19 protein-coding genes are annotated in these 17,167 nt (G+C 40.2%); 11 read left to right on the plus strand and 8 right to left on the minus strand.

Translation table 11 applies throughout. The annotated features are described in order from the left end of the window. Positions 1 to 344: 344 nt before the first annotated feature. On the minus strand, positions 345 to 1,307 hold the full coding sequence (locus G0029_RS11215; RefSeq protein WP_180107598.1) for a M20/M25/M40 family metallo-hydrolase: 963 nt from the start codon (positions 1,305 to 1,307) through the stop codon (positions 345 to 347). Between the two features lie 152 nt (positions 1,308 to 1,459). On the opposite strand from G0029_RS11215, the gene rlmH reads away from it, so the two are divergent. The 4 genes from rlmH to G0029_RS11235 all read left to right on the plus strand — a co-directional run bounded on the left by rlmH (position 1,460) and on the right by G0029_RS11235 (position 4,571). Next, on the plus strand, positions 1,460 to 1,942 hold the full coding sequence (gene rlmH, locus G0029_RS11220) for a 23S rRNA (pseudouridine(1915)-N(3))-methyltransferase RlmH (RefSeq protein ID WP_078189858.1): 483 nt from the start codon (positions 1,460 to 1,462) through the stop codon (positions 1,940 to 1,942). Between the two features lie 137 nt (positions 1,943 to 2,079). After that, the gene (locus tag G0029_RS11225) at positions 2,080 to 2,856 is read left to right on the plus strand and encodes a dioxygenase (RefSeq protein WP_180107597.1); all 777 of its coding nucleotides are present in this window, start codon (positions 2,080 to 2,082) and stop codon (positions 2,854 to 2,856) included. 167 nt (positions 2,857 to 3,023) lie between these two features. Next, a complete protein-coding gene (locus tag G0029_RS11230) occupies positions 3,024 to 3,800 on the plus strand; it encodes an META and DUF4377 domain-containing protein (RefSeq protein ID WP_180107596.1) in 777 nt (258 codons plus the stop codon). Positions 3,801 to 3,878: 78 nt separating this feature from the next. After that, positions 3,879 to 4,571, plus strand: coding sequence for an META domain-containing protein (locus G0029_RS11235; protein ID WP_180107595.1), 693 nt, complete (start codon positions 3,879 to 3,881; stop codon positions 4,569 to 4,571). Positions 4,572 to 4,733: 162 nt separating this feature from the next. On the opposite strand, the gene gdhA is transcribed toward G0029_RS11235, so the two are convergent. Next, positions 4,734 to 6,080: an NADP-specific glutamate dehydrogenase gene (gene gdhA, locus G0029_RS11240; protein WP_227591817.1), complete on the minus strand. Its 1,347-nt coding sequence runs from the start codon at positions 6,078 to 6,080 to the stop codon at positions 4,734 to 4,736. 330 nt (positions 6,081 to 6,410) lie between these two features. On the opposite strand from gdhA, the gene G0029_RS11245 reads away from it, so the two are divergent. After that, entirely contained in the window at positions 6,411 to 7,205 is a 795-nt protein-coding gene (locus G0029_RS11245; RefSeq protein WP_180107594.1) for an RnfABCDGE type electron transport complex subunit B, read from the plus strand. A 2-nt stretch (positions 7,206 to 7,207) separates the two neighbouring features. Next, positions 7,208 to 7,897: an endonuclease III gene (nth, locus tag G0029_RS11250; RefSeq protein ID WP_180024144.1), complete on the plus strand. Its 690-nt coding sequence runs from the start codon at positions 7,208 to 7,210 to the stop codon at positions 7,895 to 7,897. 56 nt (positions 7,898 to 7,953) lie between these two features. Here nth and G0029_RS11255 read toward each other — a convergent pair whose 3' ends face one another. The 4 genes from G0029_RS11255 to G0029_RS11270 all read right to left on the minus strand — a co-directional run bounded on the left by G0029_RS11255 (position 7,954) and on the right by G0029_RS11270 (position 10,882). Next, positions 7,954 to 8,151 carry a hypothetical protein gene (locus G0029_RS11255; RefSeq protein WP_111885664.1) on the minus strand — a complete coding sequence of 66 codons (198 nt, stop codon included), beginning with the start codon at positions 8,149 to 8,151 and terminating at the stop codon, positions 7,954 to 7,956. A gap of 87 nt (positions 8,152 to 8,238) precedes the next feature. Continuing rightward, complete coding sequence (gene adk / locus G0029_RS11260; RefSeq protein ID WP_078189866.1) at positions 8,239 to 8,898, minus strand: adenylate kinase; 660 nt, start codon at positions 8,896 to 8,898, stop codon at positions 8,239 to 8,241. 84 nt (positions 8,899 to 8,982) lie between these two features. Then, on the minus strand, positions 8,983 to 10,299 hold the full coding sequence (locus G0029_RS11265; protein WP_194087868.1) for a hypothetical protein: 1,317 nt from the start codon (positions 10,297 to 10,299) through the stop codon (positions 8,983 to 8,985). Positions 10,300 to 10,363: 64 nt separating this feature from the next. Next, entirely contained in the window at positions 10,364 to 10,882 is a 519-nt protein-coding gene (locus G0029_RS11270) for a hypothetical protein (protein WP_180109797.1), read from the minus strand. Positions 10,883 to 11,116: 234 nt separating this feature from the next. Between G0029_RS11270 and mrdA the strand changes: the two genes are divergently transcribed. Next, on the plus strand, positions 11,117 to 13,159 hold the full coding sequence (mrdA, locus tag G0029_RS11275) for a penicillin-binding protein 2 (protein ID WP_180109796.1): 2,043 nt from the start codon (positions 11,117 to 11,119) through the stop codon (positions 13,157 to 13,159). Positions 13,160 to 13,162: 3 nt separating this feature from the next. Then, positions 13,163 to 13,714, plus strand: coding sequence for a 16S rRNA (guanine(966)-N(2))-methyltransferase RsmD (gene rsmD, locus G0029_RS11280; protein WP_180109795.1), 552 nt, complete (start codon positions 13,163 to 13,165; stop codon positions 13,712 to 13,714). Positions 13,715 to 13,770: 56 nt separating this feature from the next. Here the strand turns inward: rsmD and G0029_RS11285 are convergent, their stop codons facing one another. Next, complete coding sequence (locus tag G0029_RS11285; protein ID WP_180109794.1) at positions 13,771 to 14,253, minus strand: hypothetical protein; 483 nt, start codon at positions 14,251 to 14,253, stop codon at positions 13,771 to 13,773. A gap of 199 nt (positions 14,254 to 14,452) precedes the next feature. Here G0029_RS11285 and G0029_RS11290 point away from each other — a divergent pair, with 199 nt between their 5' ends. Both G0029_RS11290 and G0029_RS11295 read left to right on the plus strand, forming a co-directional pair. Continuing rightward, positions 14,453 to 15,190 (plus strand): sulfite exporter TauE/SafE family protein, encoded by a 738-nt coding sequence (locus G0029_RS11290; protein ID WP_180109793.1) that lies wholly within the window; start codon positions 14,453 to 14,455, stop codon positions 15,188 to 15,190. A 190-nt stretch (positions 15,191 to 15,380) separates the two neighbouring features. Next, on the plus strand, positions 15,381 to 15,710 hold the full coding sequence (locus G0029_RS11295) for a hypothetical protein (protein WP_180024138.1): 330 nt from the start codon (positions 15,381 to 15,383) through the stop codon (positions 15,708 to 15,710). Between the two features lie 81 nt (positions 15,711 to 15,791). On the opposite strand, the gene G0029_RS11300 is transcribed toward G0029_RS11295, so the two are convergent. Further along, on the minus strand, positions 15,792 to 16,370 hold the full coding sequence (locus G0029_RS11300; protein WP_180109792.1) for a 1-acyl-sn-glycerol-3-phosphate acyltransferase: 579 nt from the start codon (positions 16,368 to 16,370) through the stop codon (positions 15,792 to 15,794). 280 nt (positions 16,371 to 16,650) lie between these two features. On the opposite strand from G0029_RS11300, the gene G0029_RS11305 reads away from it, so the two are divergent. Next, on the plus strand, positions 16,651 to 17,133 hold the full coding sequence (locus G0029_RS11305; RefSeq protein ID WP_180109791.1) for a copper resistance protein NlpE: 483 nt from the start codon (positions 16,651 to 16,653) through the stop codon (positions 17,131 to 17,133). The last annotated feature ends 34 nt before the right edge of the window (positions 17,134 to 17,167 follow it).

A 17,167-nucleotide genomic window follows, 5' to 3' on the forward strand; every position in this document is an offset into this window, starting at 1 on the left:
AAATATTCGAAAAATTTCATTCAAATCCTTCGCTATGATAAGACTCAAGAAAACAGCTACAACTTTTGATTGGATTACTATTTCAAATTCGACATCAAGATCAATAATAGCCAATAAGAAAGTCTTACAAAATATGAATGCTATTACTTGAAATATCGCCCTCTATCCCACATATATAGTAGAGAGATATACGCGCTGTATGTTTCTTTATTGGTTCCAATCACGTGTAAAAGCGTGATGATCATTGGAACAAGATGGTCATCTACATCTCCAGGTAGATGACCTTTTATCGCAGTCCACAGGCTTTCGGGGCTGCGTTTTTTATGTCATGCTTTTAAAGACACTCATTTCAAATTTAAGATGGTTTTTACTAAACCATCAATCACTTGAGCCATTTTGTCTAAGTTTAATTTATCCAGGGTATCTTGCTCAGTGTGATAGTGCTTATTACGATAAAATGCCGTATCAGTGATCATCATCGCCGGCATATCAAATTGCCAATAATTCATATGGTCTGAAAAATCCACACCCTGAATAAATGAAGGTGAAATCAAGCGCTCACATTGTAGTTGCTTCAAAGACTCCATCGCCGCACAATACGATGAGGTTAAGTCACGAGACTGAATATTCCCCACCGATGCAATAAAATTCGTATGAGATGGATAAATCCATTTCAGTCCAACTGGATAATCTTGAGTGACTTTGGGATCAAAATAACCAATCATTTCCAGAATATACACACCTGAAATTTTATCCTTTTCCTTTGCTACCGATTTTGCGTGAATAAAACTGCCCATCGACTCTGTTCTAAAATATGGCGGTTCTTCGAGGGTATAAAATACAAACTCAATATTTTGTTTTAAACGCGCTTTTTCAGCCGAAAGAATCCGAGCAGCTTCGAGTACACCTGCAACGCCAGAAGCATTATCATCGGCGCCATGCTGCTCCTCAAATACATCGTAGTGCGCGCCAATGATCACTCGGTTGCTATGCCCTGCATTTAAGGGACAAACCACATTACGGTATGGTTGGCTGTTTACGGTATAGGTTTGAAAACGACAATTCACACCAAATAAACGCATCTGCTCACGAATCCAAGCAGACACACGATTTAACTCTTGAATGTTCTTATAGTTACGATATTCAGCTTCATTACCAATAATTTGTTCTAAATAGACTTTTAAATTATCCGGTTCAGCCGTTCTAATATTGTTCGCAAATGCTGCAAATGAACACAATGCAAAAATTGAAAGCATTGCTGCTTGCTTGAGCAAAAATAATTTACCGTCCTGCCATGTTTTTTTCATTGTTATTATTCCAATTTTCATCTTTGATCTAATCTGTTTATGCTGCGTATTTAAACAGCAAGCAGAACACGATTTCAATTGCAAATTGTGTCTGAACATACAAAGCGCAAGCGAACCGTTATAATGCTCTTTTGTATACTTTCAGGCGCTGTATGAAAATTCGTATTCTGACAATCGGTCAAAAAATGCCAGCATGGGTTCTGACGGGTTTTGAAGATTATTTCAAACGTATTCAGCCATTTGTTCAAACGCAGATCATTGAACTACCTATGGCTAAACGTGGCAAGAACGACTCAGAAGCCGACATTTTAAAATACCGTCAAATTGAAGGTGACAGCATTTTAAATGCCATGAAATCGAATGAAGTGCTAATCGCCTTAGAAGTCGGTGGTCGTGAGTTCAGTACGGAAAAACTAGCTGAAACCATGAAAGGCTGGATGCTTGAAGGCAATGATGTGGTTTTAGCCATTGGTGGGCCAGATGGACATTCTGAAGCAGTACGTAAAGCTGCAGCGTGGCATTGGTCTTTGTCTAAACTGACTTTGCCGCATCCTATGGTTCGTGTCATGCTCATCGAACAGCTATACCGTGCAATGAGTATTAACCATAATCACCCTTACCATCGTGCGGGTTAATCCGAACTGACATCCAGCGTATACAGCAGTTACAGCGTTGCAACAATGAAACAAACCGTTGAAATTATCCGAATTGTTACGCTGAATAATTTAGTGCATGATCATCATATTCCTTTAAACAACCAACGGCGACCGCGATGAATTTACAAACACTTCCAGGTTTATTTATTTCCCATGGCTCACCTATGCTTGCCATCAATCCTGAGCAAGTCGGTCCTGCGTTGGAACGTTTAAGCCTGAATCTTCCAAAACCGGAAGCTATTATTATCATGTCCGCGCATTGGGAAAGTAACGCACTAGAAGTAAGTACCAGTGCCCGTCCTGAAACTTGGCATGACTTCCGTGGCTTCCCTGCGGAACTTTATGATATCCGCTATCCTGCACCGGGTAACCCAGAGCTTGCTGAAGAAATCCTTCATTTGCTTGCAAATGCAGGGTTATCTGCACATGCCAACAGCACCCGTCCACGAGATCATGGCGTTTGGATGCCGTTATTGCATATGTATCCTAATGCCGACATTCCTGTAATTGAAATATCATTGCCGATGACCATGTCTGCGCAAGAGATCTATAAAATTGGACAAACGCTTGCACCTTTACGTGACAAGCAAATCCTGTTGATTGGATCGGGCAGTATTACTCATAACTTACGTGAATTGGCTTGGGATGGACGTGCAGCAGCCGTGCCTGAGTGGGCGTCTACATTCCGTAATTTTGTGGTCAATAAGCTCACTCATCAAGATTTTGATGCAGTTCTCGATTGGCAAAATATTCCGTTTGTACAACGCAACCATCCGACCATTGAACATTTTGCACCTATCTTCTTTGCGATGGGTGCAGGACCCCGCTTCTCTATTGTTCACAGTAGCTTTAGTATGGGTTCACTGGGTATGGATATTTATCGTTTTGATTAAACGTGGAAAAATAAGATAGATTGACTTATTCATAATTTATATTAATAAGTTAACAAATTATTATTTATGGATACATTTTGCTACTTATTTGAGCTGAATGTATTCATATTTTTTTAAAATGAATGGGTTATGCTACAGGCTGAAATTCACTTAGAACAGTTAGCGTAATGAAATTAAAATATTTAGCGATCGCCCTCTTCCCTTTAGCCCTTGCAGCATGTCAATCAAGCGATATCCAAAAAGCTGGAGATTTAGCCGTGAGCGTATTACAACAACAAAATGCTGATAAAACTTTAGCTTCATATCAATGGAGCACCACCACTGAAAATGCGCCAAAACCTTTGGTTTTAAATTTTCTAGAAAATGGCACTTTGGGTATTTCAACCAGCTGTAATAGCATGTCAACCCAATGGAAAGTTGAACACAATACACTTGTAACAGGCAACATTGCATCTACCATGATGGCGTGTCCTGATAATGCGATGAAACAAGAAGGACTTGCATCTTCACTATTTAATGACCGTAAAGCACCTTTTGTTTTAAATACTACAGATCCACAAAATCCAACGTTAACCATTATCTCTGCAACAGGTGAAAAACTGGTTTTCACTGGAAAATTAACACCTGAAACTCAGTACAACTCGCAAGGCGAAACGATTTTCCTTGAAATCAGCCCTGAAACTAAACAATGTACAGGCGTTGCTCCACAAACTTGTTTGCAAGTACGTGAAGTGAAATACGATGAAAAAGGCCTAAAAACACAAGTTGATAAAGACTGGACTTTATTTTACGATCAAATTGAAGGCTTTAAGCACACTCCTGCAGAACGCCAAATTATTCGCGTAAAACGTTTTGAACGTAAAAACCCCGCTGCTGACCAATCAAAATATGCCTATATTTTTGATATGTCAGTCGAACGTGAAGCTGTAAAAGGTACGTTGTAAGTTACAGCCTATAAGAAAACCGAGGTCATCGCCTCGGTTTTTTTATATCCACAGTACGCTTTAGGATCTAGACTACCGATGAAAAATTTATTGTATTTTAGTATTTTATTCGGATTGTTTGGCTGTCAGAGTAATAGCGTATGGCAACCCAAACTTCAACACGAGACTTTTATCAGCCCAGCTTCAGATCAATTTCATCAAGTTTTACAGCACTATACATGGCAACATAATCCAACTGACAGCCGACAACCCTTTCTCATTAACTTTTCCGCACAACAGCTACACCTTTATGCGGGATGCAATTTAATCTCTAAACATTATCATTTAAATCAACAGCATTTGAAGACTGAATCTTCACAGCTGCAAACACTGATCGGCTGTTCAAAGCAATCAAATAACGATGTGCTGTTCAATCAACTCTTTCGCGATGTAAATCTAAAGCTACTTCAAAAGCAAAATGCCCTGCCTGAATTAATCGTGATGAATAATAATCAACAGACCTATATTTTTAAAGGCATACAGCGAATTGCTAATTTACGTGATTTTGAAGCAGAACAATTAACTCAAAAGACGTGGATTCTCGTAGAGAATAAGGCTCTACCTGTCCAAATAACTCTTACATTTAACAATGGCCGTATGACATTTTTTAGTGGTTGTAATCGCATTGGCCACAATTATGATGTAGAAAAGCATACTTTGCGTTTTATAGGAGATGTAGGGAGTACACTGAAGTTCAGCACACAGTTACATCGGTCAGGGCTTCATTTTTAAACGTTTGCTCGACCAACCCTTAAATTTTCACTTCAGTGTTATGGATAGCGAAATCCAACTTACCCTGATGAGCACTAATTAACAATCCAATATATTCCAAACCATTCAGCCATAAAAAAACCGAGGCTTGAGCCTCGGTTTTCAGTTCAACTTACGGAGAACTTAGTAAACGCCTTGAGCAAGCATTGCGTCAGCAACTTTTACGAAGCCTGCAATGTTCGCACCGTTTACATAGTTCACAGTACCATCTTCTTCAGTACCGTATTTCACGCAGTTGCGGTGAATTTCTTTCATGATCGCGTGTAGACGCTCGTCAACTTCTTCGAAAGTCCAACCCAAACGAATTGCGTTTTGAGACATTTCAAGACCAGAAGTTGCAACACCACCTGCATTTGAAGCTTTACCTGGTGCATAAAGAATTTTCGCTTCAACGAATTTCTCAACTGCAGCCAAAGTAGATGGCATGTTTGCGCCTTCAGCAACACAGATTACGCCATTAGCAAGAAGAGCTTCAGCATCAGCTTCATCTAATTCATTTTGAGTTGCACATGGCAGCGCGATATCACATTTGATTGACCAAGGGCGTTGACCTTCTAAATATTCAAAACCGTGCTTAGATGCAAATTCAGAAATACGGCCACGCTTAACGTTTTTCAATTCCATTACTTCAGCAAGAAGTTCAGTTGTGAAACCGTCTTTTACGTATACAGTACCTGCTGAGTCTGAAAGTGAAACCACTTTCGCACCCAAGTACATTGCTTTTTCAGCAGCGTATTGTGCAACGTTACCAGAACCCGAAATCGTTACAACTTTATCTTTAAAGCTGTCGCCACGAGTTTTTAGCATTTCCTCAGCGAAATACACAGTACCGTAACCAGTTGCTTCAGGACGTGCAAGTGAACCACCGAAAGTTAAACCTTTACCAGTGAACACACATGCTGTGTCGTTGCTTAATTTTTTCATCATACCAGCCATGTAGCCCACTTCACGGCCACCTACACCGATGTCACCCGCTGGGATGTCAGTGTTAGAACCAAGATGACGGTATAACTCGATCATTAATGCTTGACAGAAACGCATAATTTCGCCTTCAGATTTACCTTTAGGGTCAAAATCTGAACCACCTTTACCACCACCCATAGGAAGTGTAGTTAAGGCATTTTTGAAAGTTTGTTCAAAACCTAAGAATTTAAGAATTGAAAGGTTCACTGATGGGTGGAAACGCATACCACCTTTGAATGGACCAATTGCTGAGTTGTATTGAACACGGAAAGCACGGTTAACTTGAGTTTGACCTTTGTCATCTACCCATGAAACACGGAACTGAATTGCACGCTCAGGCTCAACAAGACGTTCTAGCAAACCGTAGTCAGCATATTGTGGGTTCTTTTCGATGAATGGCCAAAGGCTCGTCATCACTTCTTCAACAGCTTGAAGAAATTCAGGTTGATGTTCATCACGTGTTTTAACGTAGTCTAGGAAGTCGTTAAGGCTGTTATATTTCAACACTTAATCCTCAGCAGATGTATGGATCAAAATTGATCACAATTTTGATCAAAGATATATTTTGGCGCAAAATATTAAATATCTTTTGTAACTAATCAGCAATAGTTTTTTTAAAAAATCTTTAAATTCTTTAAAGAACAGCGATTTAAATTGATTAATCAGATATTTTAGTTATAAATATTATTACTTTTAGGAATATTTTAATGAATTATTTTGCTCATTTATGATGCATCTATAGACCCATTTTTGCGCACAGCAATTCATACTGAAACATGCTAGAATTCAACGTCCTCTTTGGTTTTTCACTGCCTTCATTTGTACTCGCGACTACCCATGACTTCTGAAATTTCCCTCATCCAACAAATTGATGCCCTATTGCCACAAACTCAATGTGGACTTTGTGGACACCGAGACGGCTGCTTACCCTATGCCAAAGCCATCAGTGAAGGAGAAGAAGCCAATAAATGTATACCCGGTGGTCAACCTGTGGCAGATTCACTAGCAGCGTTATTAAATCGTCCACACTTAACAGCAGAAGCCAGCGTTTGGCCAATCCAAAGTGATGGACGCCCGCAACGGGTTAAAGCTGTGATTCGTGAGGATGAATGTATTGGTTGTACCAAATGTATTAGTGCCTGCCCTGTTGATGCCATTATTGGCTCAGGCAAATTGATGCATACCGTCTTGACGGATTTATGTACGGGCTGCGAACTCTGCATTCCACCTTGTCCAGTGGATTGTATCGACCTTGTTGAAGAGCTTGATCAAGTGCCATCTGAAGCCGTTCGAATCGCAGAACAGAATGATTTACGTCGCCGCTACTATGCACATATTCAGCGTGAGGAAAAGCGCCGAATTCATCGTAAAGGCCCTATTGTACGCGCAGAAATTGATACGGAACTTTTTGCCCAATTTTCGACCCAGACAGACTCAGTACCGGTCATTGAAGTCGTGGAAAAACCTGCTACGCCAGTCGTTCAACTCGATGCAAAAACCACCATTGAACTTGCAAAAATTCGAACACAAATCAAAAAGTTAGAAAAACAACTGAGTGTTCGAGACGATGCAAAAAAACGTGAATTACTCCATACGCTAACGTTACAACTAACACAACTGCAAGGGGCTTAATCATGGCTGTTAAAAACATGACTAAGAAGCAAATTCAAACTTTTTTTGAACGCTTACGTGAGCAACGCCCCAACCCGAAAACTGAACTCAATTATAGTAGTCCATTTGAACTTTTAGTGGCTGTTACCCTATCTGCTCAGGCCACAGATGTCAGTGTCAACAAAGCCACAGATAAACTTTTTCCAGTAGCAAATACTCCTGAAGCTATTTATGCGTTAGGTGTTGACGGACTGAAGGAATATATCAAGACTATTGGCCTGTATAACTCAAAAGCGGAAAATGTCATTAAAGCCTGCAAGATGCTCATTGAGAAGCACAACAGCATCGTTCCGAATAATCGTGCAGATTTGGAAGCCTTACCCGGTGTCGGTCGTAAAACTGCAAATGTGGTGCTGAATACTGCTTTTGGACAACCGACCATGGCCGTTGATACACATATTTTTCGTTTAGGTAATCGAACAGGATTGGCTGTCGGCAAAAATGTTTTGGAAGTCGAACACCGACTCGTCAAAGTCATCCCCAAAGAGTTTATTGTTGATTCACATCATTGGTTGATTCTGCATGGGCGTTATACCTGTATTGCCCGCAAACCCAAATGTGATGAATGTATCGTGTCTGATGTATGTAATTGGCCTGACCGTTTTGACTTTGGCGCATTAAGACCGATTAAAACCACCCAAATTGAGGATTAATCTCTTCAATTTGGGAGTTGATGAAATTTGTAAGAATTAATTTATCGAGTCGATGCTTAATTTTTATCTTGTTTTTTGTGTTTTTTATTAAGCTCTTGCTGCAGCTTTGGATGTAAGCGATATTGCTTCGGGTTCAGTTTAGCTTGCTCTACTTCTTCCACTTGCACTTTACGCAACATTTTAAAGCTGACAAATAATAAGCCCAATAACACCGCTACAGCGATGATGACCATTATAACCAAAGCAAATTTCATAACAGATTCGCCCTAAAAGCTACATAAAAAAAAGAGTCCCACTATGCAGTAGGACTCTTTGATTGTCAAAAATTCAAAAAAGCTGAATTATTTAGACTGATCTAAAATCGCGAACAAATCAGTTTGAACTTGATCGATTGGACGAAGACCATTTAATTTGTCATAAGTCGGTGCGTTTTCGCCAGAAGCTGCACGACCTTGGTAGAAACCAACCAATTGCTCAGTTTCAGCGTGGTAAGAACCTAAACGCTTACGAATTGTTGCTTCTTGGTCATCCGGACGTTGAACAAGGTCTTCACCAGTTTCGTCATCTTTACCTTCCACTTTTGGTGGGTTGTAAACGGTGTGATATACACGACCAGATGCTGGGTGTTGACGACGACCAGATAAACGTTGAACGATTTCTTCGTCAGGTACATCGATTTCAATTACGTGATCGATGCTGATACCTTCGTTTTCAAGCGCTTCAGCTTGTGGAATCGTACGCGGGAAACCGTCGAAAATGCAGCCGTTGACACAGTCAGGTTGAGCAATGCGTTCTTTTACAAGACCAATAATAAGCTCATCAGATACAAGGCCGCCATTATCCATGACGCTTTTAGCTTGTAGACCTAATTCAGTACCTTCACGAATCGCAGCACGGAGCATATCACCGGTTGAAATTTGTGGGATATCGTAGCGCTTACAGATCAACTGAGCTTGTGTCCCTTTACCTGCTCCAGGTGGTCCGAGTAATATAATGCGCATAAAAAAACATCCTCATTTTAAACATTGTATATGACGCTATGTAGTGATCTGAACCGAAGATTCAGATCATCTTCCAGCATCTAATTATAAGAAAGCCACAAACAAATGTATTGTACCCGCGATAAAACCGGTTACACCACCCAAGACAATTAAAATCCATTCGTCTTCCTGAAATGCAGGACGTAATAGATTTTGAAATTCTTTCGGTGTTAGCTCACGAATACGGTCTCTAAACATTTGAAAGATTTTCTGTGCACGGCTCGCATTAAACGCAGGGTCGCATACAGGCACCATCGTAATTTCAATTGAGCGATCGATCAAGTCTGTCTTGAGTTTTGCGTACTCTTTTGGACCTAAAGACAACTGTAATGAGGTACGAACCAGTGGAGATTCCATAATTTCATTAATATGACGTTTCACAATGCGACGGGTCTTATCTTTCTTCCCGCCATACATCATTTCGGTCATGATGGATTTTAACGTAATTAGGTCTTCTGTGACTACTCTTGCGAATACATCTGAAACTTCTTCTTGGCGTTTCATAAACGCCCCTTGAACATTGTACGTTCCAATACGTGGAATCACAGGTTTAATCCAAGGGAATTTACGATCTTTAGTTAATTCAAATAATTGTAAATACTTAACGGGGTGCGGCTCAATGGGATTAAATACCATCCAGATAGCAATCCAGTTGGTCAAAAACCCCCAGATTGCTGCCCAAAATGGAACCGTCCAATGCCAAGGCACCACAAACCAAACGATCATCTGGAAGATACCAAAGAACATCCCAATCAAGGCACTGATATGCCAAATAAAGTTGATTTCTTTTTGGCCAACTTTAAGGAACATACGCACCATCAAGAGACGATCCGCTTCCATTTGGCTCACCACCATTTCACGCATATCAACAAGTGACTCTACGTTCATGGTCAGTTCGGTCACGAGTTCTTTTAAGGTATTTGGCAGCTGTTTGTGTGCTTGGGCATAAATACGACGTTTAATCGAATACGGTAAGTTTTCCCAAAGCACCGCATTTCGGTCTAGCATGACTTCATCAATCAAATGTTCAAGCTCAAAGCCAACTTGTTCACCAATGATGCGCGCCATGTCCTCAGGATCCATTGCATCCAAAAACTCGCGCAAGGAACCCAATTTAGACAATGTATTATCAGTAATAATGCCAGAAATACGTCCAGCTTTTCTTGGCACAATCCCCTGCCATCCCACGGGTAATGGACCTAAATGGAATCCCCAGAAATTAATCGGGTAAAACACCATTTTCAGTGCCATCCAAACGTGTGCCCAGGTAACGAATGCGGTAACGGGGATAATACTCAGCACAGCCCAAAAATCGGGACGTTGCAAAAAGGTTTGCCACAATTCGTTAACGTACTCAAGCATGCATAACTTCCATATTTAATTTTATTCAGTGAGTGCGGTTATAAAATAAAGTTGATTATTTTCACTACAAACCAAAACTTAAAGTATATGAGATTTGTAGTCTCGGTTCGGTTTCCACAATCACATTACCTGATTTGTCTTCTAATTTTTCACCCACACCCAAGCCTACACTAAACGTACTAATACGCTCGGCACTCAACATCACATAAGCAAGATCGATACCACCACCTAAACGCGCTTCATCTTCACCATCTACTTTCTTGGAGTCGATGTGGCCCGCATAAGCTCCGATATAATAACCATTTTTATCTTTGCCAGTGAAATGAACGGGGTAACGAAAGCCGACTTGCCCACCAGGTGTTTTATCATCGTTCAAGAAAACACCAGCTTTTGCATAGGCAATGCCATATGGGTTTACCCACTCACCATTCACGTGAATAATTTTTTGAGTAAAACCGGCTCCAACATTCCATGGTTGATAACCCTCACCTGTTAATTTTGCCTCAGGTAAAAATGAATTGTCATTGGCATGTGCGATGCTTCCAAGCATCATAAATGCAAGCAATGGATATAATTTATTCATTGTTTTCACAAACTTCCTTAGTATTATTTTTTGGAATATTCCTTTTTTATACGTTTCGACTTTAGCAGAATAATATGAACTGTTATACACAAAGCCCCATATTTTTCATGTCTGCAAAGTCAAAATATAGACTGCAATCACAGCAGAGTCGTTTTTATTTATCAAAAAAATGTCAGTTGCGCTAGAATATGCCTCTTCCGTTATTTTAGCTCTCAGTCTTTAAGTCGATCGCGTATGAAGCAGCATTATCCTTTAAAAAATGTCCAGCAAGAAAAGCGGATTTATCGTAATCGCGTGGTGATTTCGATAGGGATTGTCTCCTTCTTTATGCTGTTGCTTGTGGCACGATATGCATATTTGCAAATCAAAAGTTATGAGACCTTTTCGACTGCTGCCGATCAAAACCGAATTCGATTGCAACCGCTTGCACCTTCTCGTGGTTATATCTATGACCGTAATGGTGTGTTATTAGCGGATAATTATCCGGTTTTCTCAGCAACCATGAGCCGTGCGGATGTTGAAGACATTGATGATACGGTAGAGCGCCTAACGCCTCTGTTAGAACTGACTGATGAAGACATCGAACGTTTCAAAAGTCGGATTAAAACCTCTAAAAAGACTGAACGCGTTTCGATTAAACTGAATTTAAATGAAAATGATATCGCCCGTTTTAGTGAGGTGAAATATCAATTCCCGGGTGTCAATATAGAGACCCAAATGACTCGCTACTATCCACATGGTGAACTGTTTGCCCATGTGATTGGTTACGTAGGTCGTATTAATGACAAAGAACTAAAATCGATTGATAAAGATTTATACGCTGGCTCAAACCTGATCGGTAAAATTGGCGTTGAAAAATCATATGAAGAACTTTTACATGGTATGCCGGGCAATGAGTCGGTTGAAGCTGATGCCTTTGGTAATGTGTTACGACATCTAGGTCGTAAAGATCCGATTCGTGGTAATGACTTATATTTATCCTTAGATTATGGACTGCAAATGGTCGCTTCAGAGCAGCTTGCAGACCGACGTGGTGCGATTGTTGCGATTGACCCACGTACTGGAGAAATTCTTGCTCTCGTTTCTAGTCCAAGTTTTAACCCTAACTTATTTGTTACCGGGATTAGCAGCAAAGATTATTCTGAACTACGTGATAGCCTTGATCAGCCTTTATATAACCGTGCTGTGCAAGGGGCTTATCCACCGGGTTCAACGATTAAGCCAATGTTTGGTCTAGGTGGTATTCATTATGGTCTAGTGGATTGGAGTACAGCCATTTCAGATCCGGGCTATTTCACGCTTCCGGGTGACAGCCATCGTTTCCGTGACCACAAAAAAACTGGTCATGGCTCAGTTAATTTACACAAAGCTCAAGTCATTTCCTGCGATACCTACTTCTATGTCTTGTCCTATCGTATGGGCATTGAAAAAATGAATACTTGGATGCGTCAGTTTGGTTTCGGTGAAAAAACCGGTGTAGATTTACCAAGTGAAAGTACGGGGCTATATCCAAATCCTGAATGGAAGCTCCGGACACGGAAGTCCAACTGGCTTAAAGGTGAAACCATTTCTGTCAGCATTGGTCAAGGTGCATTTACAGCAACACCATTACAACTGGCGATGGCAACTGCTATTACCGCCAATCAAGGCTCACATGTTACACCTCACGTTTTGCGTGAAAGTAAAGGCGCTAAAGTCCACAAAGTCCATAACGCCCCGAATGGTCGCATTCAATTTAATGGTAAGCCAGATGATTGGATCAAAATGCGTGATGCCATGATTGATGTGGTTCAAACAGGGACCGGTCGTGGTATTCGTACCCCAATGTATCAAATCGCAGGTAAAACAGGGACTGCACAGGTTAAAAGTATTGCTCAAGGTAAACGCTATAACGAGTCCTTATTGACAGAGCGTCAACTTGACCATGGTTTATTTGTTGGTTTTGCCCCTGCGGAAAAACCTGAAATTGCGATTGCCGTCGTTTGGGAAAATGGTCGTCACGGTGGTTCTGCTGCTCAAATTGCGAAACCGATGTTTGACTACTGGTTATTAACACGTAAAAAGAATCCAATTCGTCCTGCTGGCCATCAAATTAGCGGTGGTCTCATGACTGCAGGTCTAAAACCGAGTGAATTACCAAGCGGCTCGAATATTTTATCTGCCGATCCAAATGCAAGCCCAACTGCACAGCAGAACAATAGTGCAACTCAACAACCGAATAGTGCAAATACAACACCTCGTGCTGCCAGTGCCGCACATGCAACCGATGAGGAATAATTCATGAAAAATCAATTAAGAATCATTGGGGGTGAATGGAAACGCCGTCAACTGCCTTTTGCCAGTATTGACGGTTTACGTCCTACACCTGACCGTGTCCGCGAGACATTATTTAACTGGCTCATGTGGGATGTTCAAAATGCCAAAGTTCTCGACCTGTGTACAGGTTCAGGTGCTTTGTCGTTTGAAGCACTCTCACGTGGTGCAGCAGAAGCCGTTTTAATTGAACCTGATCGCACCCAAGCAAAATTTCTCATGGACAATTTAGAACTCTTAAGGGTGAGTAAACAACGTGTGCAACTCAAAAACATGACGGCACAACAAGCCATTCCTAATTTGAAAGATCAATTTGATCTGATTTTCTTAGATCCCCCTTATAGTCTTGATTTATGGCAAGAACTTGCTGAATTGGTCGATCCGTGCATTGCAGACAATGGTTTAATATATATCGAAGCTGACCGTGATCTTGCTCAGTTAAAACTCCCAAGCACTTGGCAGCAAATCAAACAAACCAAAGCTGGAACGGTACGTGCAGGCTTATATAAAAAGACTTAATGCAAATACACACAAAAAAGGACGCCAATGCGTCCTTTTTTATTACTTGAAAATCATTAAACCTGTGGTCGAAGTGGACGCTGGCTATTAAATCCACCCGGGGTTTTAGCTTTATCCACGGGCGTCACTTTTGGACGTTGTTGCTGCGGTTTTTGCTGCTGAGGTTTACTTGTATTGGGTTTAGCCGAAGTCTGAGGCTTTGAGCTTGGACGATGCACATTTGACGGATGCTGAGATGAAGGATTCTGTACATTCGGTTTATGCACATTCGGTTTATGAGTATCGTCTGGACGGCTATTCGAATTCGGTCGTGGTGAGTTTGGTCGATGTTGCGAGCTATTCACTCGACCATATGAGCGGTTATAACGCTGACTTGAGTCATAACGCTGTCCGTATGTACCACCATGTTGACCTGAATAACCATATTGATTTGCATAGCCATATCGATTCGATTGGTATCGGCCATCATCAAATGGCGCCACGACACACCCTGTAAATGTAATTGCAACCACAGATAGCAAAGCAACTTGTTTAAGCATGTGTAGCACTCCTCTTTGATGAAGAGCATTTTCACTTATCGAAATGAATTTAATTGGAAGTCTGTGTACATCTGCTGTATTTAAACATTCATGTTTTATTCATCATTTAACATCCAATTTTTCTTCATTTGCTCAGTCAGCCACATTTATATAGAAAAATTCACTACAATAGCGCCACGTATTTCAAAGCTGTAATTTAATGACTTGGCTGATTTTTATTTTTGGTGCCATCTTTGCGGGATTCGTACAAGGATTAACAGGGTTTGCATTCGCCCTTATCGCAATGTCATTTTGGGTTTGGATACTTCCCCCGCAAATAGCAGCACCCTTGGTCGTCTGCGCTTCAGTTTATAGCCATTTCATCTCATTATCATCAGAACGCAAAAGCATTCCGATCAATAAAAATATCATTTATCCCTATTTAATTGCAGGAATTTTAGGTGTACCGCTCGGTACATATTTATTAGACAGCATTAATCCAGATACATTTAAATTGGTTTTGGGCGCTTTTTTAATGTTTTGGTGCCCAATTTTATTTTTTAATCCAAAATTTTCATTCATCCAAAAGACAGGGAAATGGGCGGATTCTAGTATCGGATATATTGCTGGAATCTTGGGTGGTCTTGGAGGCTTTTGTGGTGCATTACCCTCTGCATGGCTCATGCTGAAAAATACACCCAAAGCAGAACAACGCTATATTTTGCGACATTTCAATTTAGCCATTCAGCTCGTCACACTCATTAGCTATCTGCTACAAGGGATCATCCATCGTGAACATCTGCCCTATTTAGCCGTGCTTTTGTTGATTATGGCTTTTCCAGTGATTTTTGGTGCCAAACTTTTTTATCGCATTTCAGAACGCCAATTTAAACATATTGTATTAGGTCTTCTATTCTCTTCAGGCTGCTTCTTGGTGACGATGAGTATCTTAAGCTGATAACTCAAAACCTAAAGATATTTGTCCAAATTGTTCTAACAAAAAGCCTTTTCAGTTAGACATTCACATCTTGTAACAATGACACAGTTCACATTTAAATAAAAATTAGCCAAATAGTAAAAAAGTGATTAATTTTTTTGTCGAAAATTAATAGAATATTGCACCTCATAATTTTGCTTAAAATAAAACCATGAAAAAGTTCATCCTGCTTGCAGGTGTGACTCTGCTTAGCGGCTGTATGTTTGGCACGTCCAGCGAAATTAAAAAAGCTGAAAAACTACTCTCCCATTTTCAATGCAATAATATTGAAAGTTCACATATGACTCATAGCTCGATTACAACTTTCCATGAAGAAAAACTAGCATCAAGCAAACAAAAAGTCGTGTCTTATATCGATAGCTATAAGCAAGGCGAAAAGTTATTTCGTATTCCGCTCATCGATGTGGTTGACCAGCAATACATTATTTATAAGGCGGCATGTCAAAATCTGGGCGGTATTCATCCCGACTTTAATGATTAAAATCAACATAAAAATCTAAACAGAAGAATCTAAACATAAAAAAGGACAGCCGATGCTATCCTTTTTTATTGGTTTGTTGGATTAGTGATAGCGTGTATCGACACTGAATTTTTCAGGAAATTTGGCATGAATTTGCGCGTAAAAATACATGATTTCAGCCATATCTTTTTCATAATCGCCTGTAGGATAAACAATTTTACCCACACCCGTTTTTTTCTGCGCATAGTCCATATAGGCTAAAGCAATCGGCACACCTGCTTGCATGGCAACATGATAAAAACCGGTTTTCCACTTCTCTTGTTTGGCGCGTGTCCCTTCAGGCGTTACCAACATGACTAATTTCGGATGATGCTTAAATAAGTCAGCCATGAGCTCAACCATACTTTGACGTGCTTCACCATCTTGTTTTGGACGACGATTAATACCAATTCCGCCCATAGCACGTACAAAAGGCCCAAACGGGAATTTCATATAACTGTCTTTAATCGTGATACAAACATTTACCCCTAAAGCTTTCAGGGCAAGGCGTGCATAAAGTGCATCCCAATTACTGGTATGTGGCGCTGCAATCATGACACATTGGTCAATATTTAAATCCCAATGGTTATCAATTTGCCACCCCATTAAGTTCAGACTTTTTTCCGCTGTTTTTTCAAACACAATTTGCACCGACAGTTTTTTCTATGCCGCAGAGTTTAACAACGCAAAATAATTATAAAAGCCTATATTGTTTAGTTATTCACCAATTAATATATAAATGTCCTTTAGCGTTCACTTTTAGGTAAATCACCAATATTTCACTATTTACGAATTTTAAAAATCAAATGTCTGTTTTGATGTATTAACCAAACACACAATTGTTAACAGGAATAGGCTATTTTTCTTGAGCAATAAAAGTCACGCTTAGCATTATATTGGGTACATACGGTGTATAAATCTCATGAAAAAACTAATGCTCGCTCTCTGTATGGTCAGTGCAACCTTAACGGCATGTTCAAAAACCAGCAATGAATCTGAAACTGCGACACCACCAGATAATAATGTCATTGCCAATACAGACGCAGCCTCAGAAAGTCCGATTGCCACAGGTGATAACACCGAAAATGCACTTGATTGGGCGGGTGAATATAAAGGAATTCTGCCTTGCCATGATTGCAAAGGGATTGAAACTGAGCTTGAACTCAAACTTGATAAGAGCTATGAACTCAGCCAAGAGTTTTTAGGTAAACCTGCGAACACTGAAAATAAAGTGAAAGGCAGTTTTAAGTTCTTGCCAGATCAACCTGGAATGATTCAACTTGATGCCGAGGGCGACAATCGAATTTACTTTGTAGGTGAAAACTTTATTGAGCTTCGTGGTGATAAAGGTGAAAAACTAGATATGCCTGAAGTAAATCTTAAACTCACCAAAAAGCTTGATTAGTGTTTTACTCTAACTAGGATTGTTATAAAAAAAT

It is taken from the genome of Acinetobacter sp. YH12138, assembly GCF_015218525.1.
Classification (GTDB): Bacteria; Pseudomonadota; Gammaproteobacteria; order Pseudomonadales; family Moraxellaceae; genus Acinetobacter; species Acinetobacter amyesii.